Source organism: Microbacterium sp., assembly GCF_047607465.1.
Lineage (GTDB): Bacteria > Actinomycetota > Actinomycetes > Actinomycetales > Microbacteriaceae > Microbacterium.
The window spans coordinates 1-6,126 of sequence record NZ_JASGCY010000019.1 but is presented as its reverse complement, the minus strand read 5'-3'; the positions used below and the strand labels follow the sequence as shown (position 1 = coordinate 6,126).

General features: G+C 67.1%; 6 protein-coding genes and 1 pseudogene. 4 read left to right on the top strand and 3 right to left on the bottom strand.

Features of this window, described 5'->3' with window-relative positions:
- The 3 genes and pseudogenes from QM568_RS02170 to QM568_RS02160 form a co-directional block, all read left to right on the top strand.
- Nucleotides 1-248: pseudogene (locus tag QM568_RS02170) on the top strand (hypothetical protein); the annotation flags it as partial.
- 47 nt (nt 249-295) lie between these two features.
- Nucleotides 296-631: a hypothetical protein gene (locus QM568_RS02165; RefSeq protein ID WP_415135358.1), complete on the top strand. Its 336-nt coding sequence runs from the start codon at nt 296-298 to the stop codon at nt 629-631.
- A 57-nt stretch (nt 632-688) separates the two neighbouring features.
- Nucleotides 689-832 carry a hypothetical protein gene (locus tag QM568_RS02160; protein ID WP_415135356.1) on the top strand — a complete coding sequence of 48 codons (144 nt, stop codon included), beginning with the start codon at nt 689-691 and terminating at the stop codon, nt 830-832.
- A 230-nt stretch (nt 833-1,062) separates the two neighbouring features.
- On the opposite strand, the gene QM568_RS02155 is transcribed toward QM568_RS02160, so the two are convergent.
- A complete protein-coding gene (locus QM568_RS02155) occupies nt 1,063-2,787 on the bottom strand; it encodes a cation:proton antiporter (RefSeq protein ID WP_415135354.1) in 1,725 nt (574 codons plus the stop codon).
- 63 nt (nt 2,788-2,850) lie between these two features.
- Nucleotides 2,851-3,174, bottom strand: coding sequence for a MerR family transcriptional regulator (locus QM568_RS02150; protein ID WP_415135352.1), 324 nt, complete (start codon nt 3,172-3,174; stop codon nt 2,851-2,853).
- A gap of 124 nt (nt 3,175-3,298) precedes the next feature.
- Between QM568_RS02150 and QM568_RS02145 the strand changes: the two genes are divergently transcribed.
- Nucleotides 3,299-3,721 carry an Hsp20/alpha crystallin family protein gene (locus QM568_RS02145; RefSeq protein WP_415135350.1) on the top strand — a complete coding sequence of 141 codons (423 nt, stop codon included), beginning with the start codon at nt 3,299-3,301 and terminating at the stop codon, nt 3,719-3,721.
- A 227-nt stretch (nt 3,722-3,948) separates the two neighbouring features.
- On the opposite strand, the gene QM568_RS02140 is transcribed toward QM568_RS02145, so the two are convergent.
- Nucleotides 3,949-5,808 (bottom strand): collagen-binding domain-containing protein, encoded by a 1,860-nt coding sequence (locus QM568_RS02140; protein WP_415135348.1) that lies wholly within the window; start codon nt 5,806-5,808, stop codon nt 3,949-3,951.
- Between the last annotated feature and the right edge of the window lie 318 nt (nt 5,809-6,126).

Below are 6,126 nucleotides of genomic sequence, written 5' to 3'. Positions count from 1 at the left end.
CCTGGGCCGACCTCGACCAACCCCACTTCACCCCCACCCCCACCCCCCCCACCGACACACAACCCGGCACCTACACCACCACCCTCACCACCCACTACACCGCCGACATCAACCTCGGCACCGGCTGGATCACCATCCCCGGAACCCTCTCCATCCCCTCCCCACCCCAAACAATCACCATCCACCAAACCCACACCGCCCTCGTCGCCCACACCTGCACCGAACAACCCACCGCACCCGGATGCTAAAACCCACAAACACCCACACCCCCAGACAATTCAAGGACGGTGAGATCATGAACATCGACCGGAATACGCGCAGATCCGCCCGCCTGTTGATGGCTCTGCCCATCGCCGCACTCGCCATCTCGCTCACCGCCTGCGCCGTGAGCCGCCCGACCGTCGAGGAGGTGTCGACGGGACTCGTGAAGCACTTCGAAGACCAGGGTCTCAGCGACGCGATGCCCGACAGCGTCGCCGACTGCTTCGCCGGCTACCTCGTCGATTCGGAGCTCAGCAACGAGACCCTCGCCAGCATCGCGAACGGCGAGGACAAGGCCGCGAGCGCCGAAGACGGCACGCTCGCGGCGAAGATCATCACCGACAACACCGACGAGTGCACCGCCGAGTGACCGCGCCCGGCGACGACGGACGACGCGACGCCGTACATCCTCATCGTCGTCGTCTCGGTGGTCGGCTCCGTTGCGACCGCCGGCACCACCGGCGCGATCGTGATGCTCACCCTGACCCTGTCGACGCTCGGCCTGCCGCTCGCCGGCGTGGGCCTGCCCTTCGCCGATGACTCCGGCGACGACGCGACCGCCTCGCGCTGACCCCCTCCGCATCATGAGCGCCCCGTCCCGGACCGCAGATCCCAGACGGGGCGCTTTCGCGCACCCCCGCGGATACCCCGAACTCCTGTGCGAGTGGCACGAATGCAGGCCTCGGATGCCCCGAAGCCGGAACAACCGACACCTGCGAGACGGAGCGGATGCCGGAGACAGAACGGATGCCGGACGACACCTCCGGGACAGAACGGATGCCGGCCGACGCCTCCGCCGGGCTACCGCTCGTGGCGCATCGCGCCGCGCGTGTCCAGCGCCAGCTCCTCGGCATCCATCGCCGACATCAGCTCACGCATCACCTCTTCGTCGAGGTTGCCCGCGTCGCGCTCCGCGACCACGATCTCGCGCCTGACCTGCAGCCACCCTCGCGACAGCGCGGTGAGCCCCTCGAACGACGGACGGGCCACGGACTCCGCCACCTGCTGCACCTCGTCGGTCGCCTTCTCCACCTGGCTCATCCGCTTCGCGAACGAGTCGAACACGCTGAGGTCGAGCTCTCCGTGCGCCGACTCCCACTCCACCCGCTTCGCCGCGAGGAACGCTTTGCCCGCCTCCCTCGTCTTCTGCTGCACAGCGGCGAGCGCGGCGGCGTCCTCCTGGTGCTCAGCGTCGTTGCGGATGCCGAGCCGCGTGATCAGCAGCGGCAGCGTCAGCCCCTGCAGCAGGAGCGTGCCGACCGTGACGATGAAGGCCACCACGACGATCGCGTGCGAGGGCTCCGGACCGAGCGTGGCGAGATCGGCCGCGGCGAGCGCTGTCGCCAGCGTCACCACGCCGCGCATGCCCGCCCACGAGATGACGGCGTTGTCGCGCCAGTTGAGCTGCAGCCCCGCCATCTGATCGCGCACGATGTGCGAACGCAGCTCTTCGGGGCTGTACTTCGACCAGCGCGGCGAGTCCTGCGCCCGCTTGGCGAACTCTCCCGATTCGATGCCGCGGTCCACGCGCGCGAGCCGGCGTCGATCGACCCGGTTCGCCCACGCCGTCGCGGGGAAGACGAACAGAGGCCGCACGATCAGCACCGCCAGCAACACCGCGGCAGACAGCCACAGGATGTGCGCGACCGACTCGGCGCCGAGGTCGCGCAGCACACGCGGGAACTGCAGCCCGATGTACGCGAAGACGAAGCTCTCCAGCAGCAGGTCGGCCGACAGCCACAGCGGCTTCTCCTGCTGACGGGTCGTGTAGTCGGTGCGCGGCGAGTTGAATCCGACGTAGATGCCCATGGCGACGACCGCGAGCACGCCCGATCCGCCCAGGTGCTCGGCGATCGCGTACGCGCCGAACGGCGCGAGCAGCCCGAACGTCCCGATGACGACCGCGTCGCCCACGCGCATGCGCAACTGGTGCAGGACGACCCCGAACACGAGCCCGATCGCGATGCCGACGACCACGGCGAGCACGAACTGCCAGATACCCTCCCAGATCGTCACCGTGGCACCGGCGAGAATGAGCGCGAACACCCGGTACAGCGTCAGCGACGTCGCGTCGTTGATGAGGCTCTCGCCCGACAGCACGTTCATGATGCGTCGCGGCAGCCCGAGTTTCCGGCCGATCGCCGCCGCCGACACGGCGTCCGGCGGGGCGACGATCGCACCGAGCAGAAGCGCCCCCGGCAGCGTCAGCGACGGCAGGATCAGCCACGCGATCACCCCGACGACCGCCGTGGTCAACAGCACCAGCCAGATACCAAGGCGCTGGATCTGCGGCAGGCTGCGCTTGAAACCGACGAACGAGACGTCCAGCGCCGCCGAGTACAGCAACGGCGGCAGCGCGAGATTCAGCAGCACGTGTCCATCGATCTCCAGATCGGGCACGAAGGGGAGGAAGGACACTGCCAGCGCCGCAACTGTGACCAGCAGCGGCGCCGGCCACCCTCGCCAGCGAGCGATCGCCGCCACGACGACGCTGCCGACGAGTATGTAGAAGAGCTCAGCATCCATGTCCCCACGGTACCGGCGTCGTCGGATGCGGATGCCGATGCGGGCGCTGCCGCCCCCTCCGGCTTACTCCGAGGGTCGAGCGGGGTCGAGGCCCTGCATCCGCTCGGCTGCGGTCTTCGTGGCCTGTTCGCGGAGATCCGCGTTCTCGTCCTCCAGATCCATCACACGACGGATGCCGGCGATGTTGATGCCTTCGTCTCTGAGGCCGGTCACCCTCCGCAGTCGCGCGATGTCGTCGTCGCTGTATCTGCGGGTTCCGCCGTCGCTGCGCGCGGGGCTGACGAGGCCCCTCGCTTCGAAGAGGCGCAGGCTGGCCTCGGGCACGCCGCTGAGCTGTGCGGCCACGGCGATGCCGTACACGGGCGTCTGGGAGTCGCGCTCAGCCATGTATGAGATTTCCTTCTTCGGTACTTGCATTCGATCCGGTTCTTGTTCTATAACAAATCTATAGCACGAGATGCAGATAATCTCGTGAGGCCATGCCATAGGGCACGCACGAAAGGAGACACTCATGGCACTGTCATTCGACCCGTTCAGTCAGCTCGATCGCTTCGCCGCGAATGTGCTGGACTCCGTTCGCGCACCCCGGCTCATGCCGGTGGACCTGTTCCGCGACGGGGAGCAGTACGTGCTGCACGCAGATCTGCCCGGTGTGGACCCCGGGTCGATCGACGTCGACCTCGACGGCTCGCAGCTCACCATCCGCGCGCAACGGACGGCGGACGGACGCGAAGGCGTGCGCTGGCTCGCCCGTGAACGCGGAGCGGGTCAGTTCCTGCGTCAGTTCACGCTGGGCGACGGCGTCGACCTCGACCGCATCAGCGCCTCGTACGAGAGCGGCGTGCTGTCGGTGATCATTCCGGTCAGCGAGCGCGCCAAGCCGCGCCGGATCGAGGTCGAATCCGCCGACCGGCGCCAGTCCATCGACGCCTGAGCGGATGCCGCGCCCAGCGGCTGGGGAGGGTGGGGAGTTCCCTGCCCTCCCCAGTCGGCTACAACCGAAGATGATCGCCGCCCGCACGAGCGGCTGAGGGTGCACCCCATGCGACGGCGCTCTGCACCGCCCTAGCGCAACCCCGCCCATCGCCTGCGTCGTCGCGCGCGATGCAGTGAAAGCCATGCGGCACGCGGCCGCATGGCTTTCACTGCATCTGTGGCGCGTCAGGCGCGGCGACGCCGTGATTGCAGAGCGAGCAGACCGCCAAGAGCGACCAGAGCGGATGCCGCTGCGGTCATGCCGACCGGAGCGCTGCCGCCCGTGAGAGCGAGCTCGACACTTGTGCTGGATGCGGCTGACTCTGACCGGCTGTCGTTGGCATCAGCATCGGAATCGTCGCTTGCAGACGCGTCGCCTGCCCCCTGGCCATCGTTGTCGGCGTCGGCGTCGGTTCCCGCGTCGGCATCGGCGTCAGCGTTCTGGTTGGCGTCAGCGCCAGCGCCGTTGTCCGTGTCAGCGCCGGTGTCCGTGTCGGCGCCGCTGTCCGTGTCAGCGTCCGTGTCGGCGCCGCTGTCCGTATCGGTGTCGGCGCCGCTGTCCGCGTCAGTGTCCGTGTCGGCGCCGCTGTCCGCGTCAGCGTCCGTGTCGGCGCCGCTGTCCGTATCGGTGTCGGCGCCGCTGTCAGCATCAGCATCAGCATCCACGTCAATACCGGCGTCAACGTCGGCGTCGGCGTCGGCATCCGCATCCGCATCCACGTCGATGCCAGCGTCAGCGTCAACGCCGCTGTCCGTGTCAGCATCAGCATCCACGTCAATACCGGCGTCAGCGTCAACGTCGGCGTCCGCATCCGCATCCGCATCCGCATCCGCATCCGCATCCGCATCCGCATCACTGTCCGCGTCAGTACCGCTGTCGGCATCAGCATCAGCATCAGCACCACTGTCCGCGTCAGTACCGCTGTCGGCATCGGCATCAGCATCAGCATCAGCACCGCTGTCGGCGTCGGCATCCGCATCGTTGTCAGCGTCAGCCACCTCCTCATCGGTGGCCGCATCGCACGGAATCGTTCCGACGAACTTGTAGTGGTGCAGCTCGCCCCCGCCGGTGGCGATGAAAGACTTCGTGACCCACTGGCCGTTGTGACTCTTGCCCAGGCTCTCAAAAGTGACATCGGCGTTAGGCGCGTAGATCGCGCCCATCTCGACACCCTGAACAGTGACAGAGCCCGTCACCGCTGAGAGATCGAACATGATGTACGCGGCATAATCTTGCTGCTGACCGAGCGCAGCGCTCCAGCCCTCGACATCGAGACCGGTGACCGTGGTGGTTCCGGCAGGAACGCGGATGATCAGCGGGGCGGATGCCGTCGGCGTGTAGCCGTTGAAGTTCTGCGTCTTGATCGTGGCGCCCTTGATCTCCTCGTAGTTGAGCACGTTCGGCTTGTCGGTGGCGAAGCCTTCCGGCATAGCGAGATTGCCCTGCACGTTCGCGGCGACCATGTTCACCGCTGTGGTGTTGTAGTCGGCGGCGAGGCAGGCGGTCGCCGTCGGATAGGCGCTGAAGTCCACGTAATCGGAGACCGACCCTTCGGTTGTCTTGACCGTAGTCAGCACGTCGTCTGAGTAGACCAGCGCCTTGAGATCGAGGTTGCCGCCTTCGGCGTCAGACAGACGCGTGAAGTTCGTGCCGGAAGCAGCAGCGACGCCTCCGCTGCGCGCGCTTGCGGTGAGGTTCGACACGTCGACGAGCTTCGCGATCGCAGACAGTTCGGCCGACCCCGCCTCAGCGTTGCCATTCATGATGTCGAATGAGCCAGCACCGGCGAATCCACCTGCCAACACGCGCACGGGCTGGCCATCGACTGTCGGCACGGTGTATGCGCCGGATCCGGTCGCTTGGTGCCGGATCGGGTAATTGCCGTTCGTCGTCGACAGGGTGCCCAGGACGGCGATAGATCCTTCGAGCTCTGCGTTGTTGAGAGCCGCGTCACCATTGGCGACGATCGTGAAATTTCCGTTCGACGCGAACGGGTTGACGCTCTGCTGCGTCGCGGCCTGCGCAGGCAGTGCCGTGAAAACCACTCCAGCCGTCAAAAACGCGACCGCGACCCCAGTTGCAACCCGATTGCGGGCATGCGTAATCATCCGCGTGTTCCCCTCACATAGATGGGAATACGCGCACGCGTCACCCATGACGCGCTGGTTCGCATGATGCAAACCGTGCCGATATCCCCAGGTGCGGCCCCCGCCGCACACTCGCTGCAGCCCCAACTGCAACCTCAGCAAGCTACGGCATCCCCGCCCCACGGTCAAATCACCCAGACCCGTCGCCTCTCCCCCGGCGTCTCCCCCGGCGTGGGTGGTCAAAAACGCGCCCCGGCCGCGCAGCGGGGGCGCGTT

What these genes read in the sequence shown, in the direction of transcription:
- QM568_RS02165 (WP_415135358.1), top strand. Translation starts at nt 296, where the DNA reads ATGAACATCGACCGGAATACGCGCAGATCCGCCCGCCTGTTGATGGCT.
- QM568_RS02155 (WP_415135354.1), bottom strand. Translation starts at nt 2,787, where the DNA reads ATGGATGCTGAGCTCTTCTACATACTCGTCGGCAGCGTCGTCGTGGCG.
- QM568_RS02150 (WP_415135352.1), bottom strand. Translation starts at nt 3,174, where the DNA reads ATGGCTGAGCGCGACTCCCAGACGCCCGTGTACGGCATCGCCGTGGCC.
- QM568_RS02145 (WP_415135350.1), top strand. Translation starts at nt 3,299, where the DNA reads ATGGCACTGTCATTCGACCCGTTCAGTCAGCTCGATCGCTTCGCCGCG.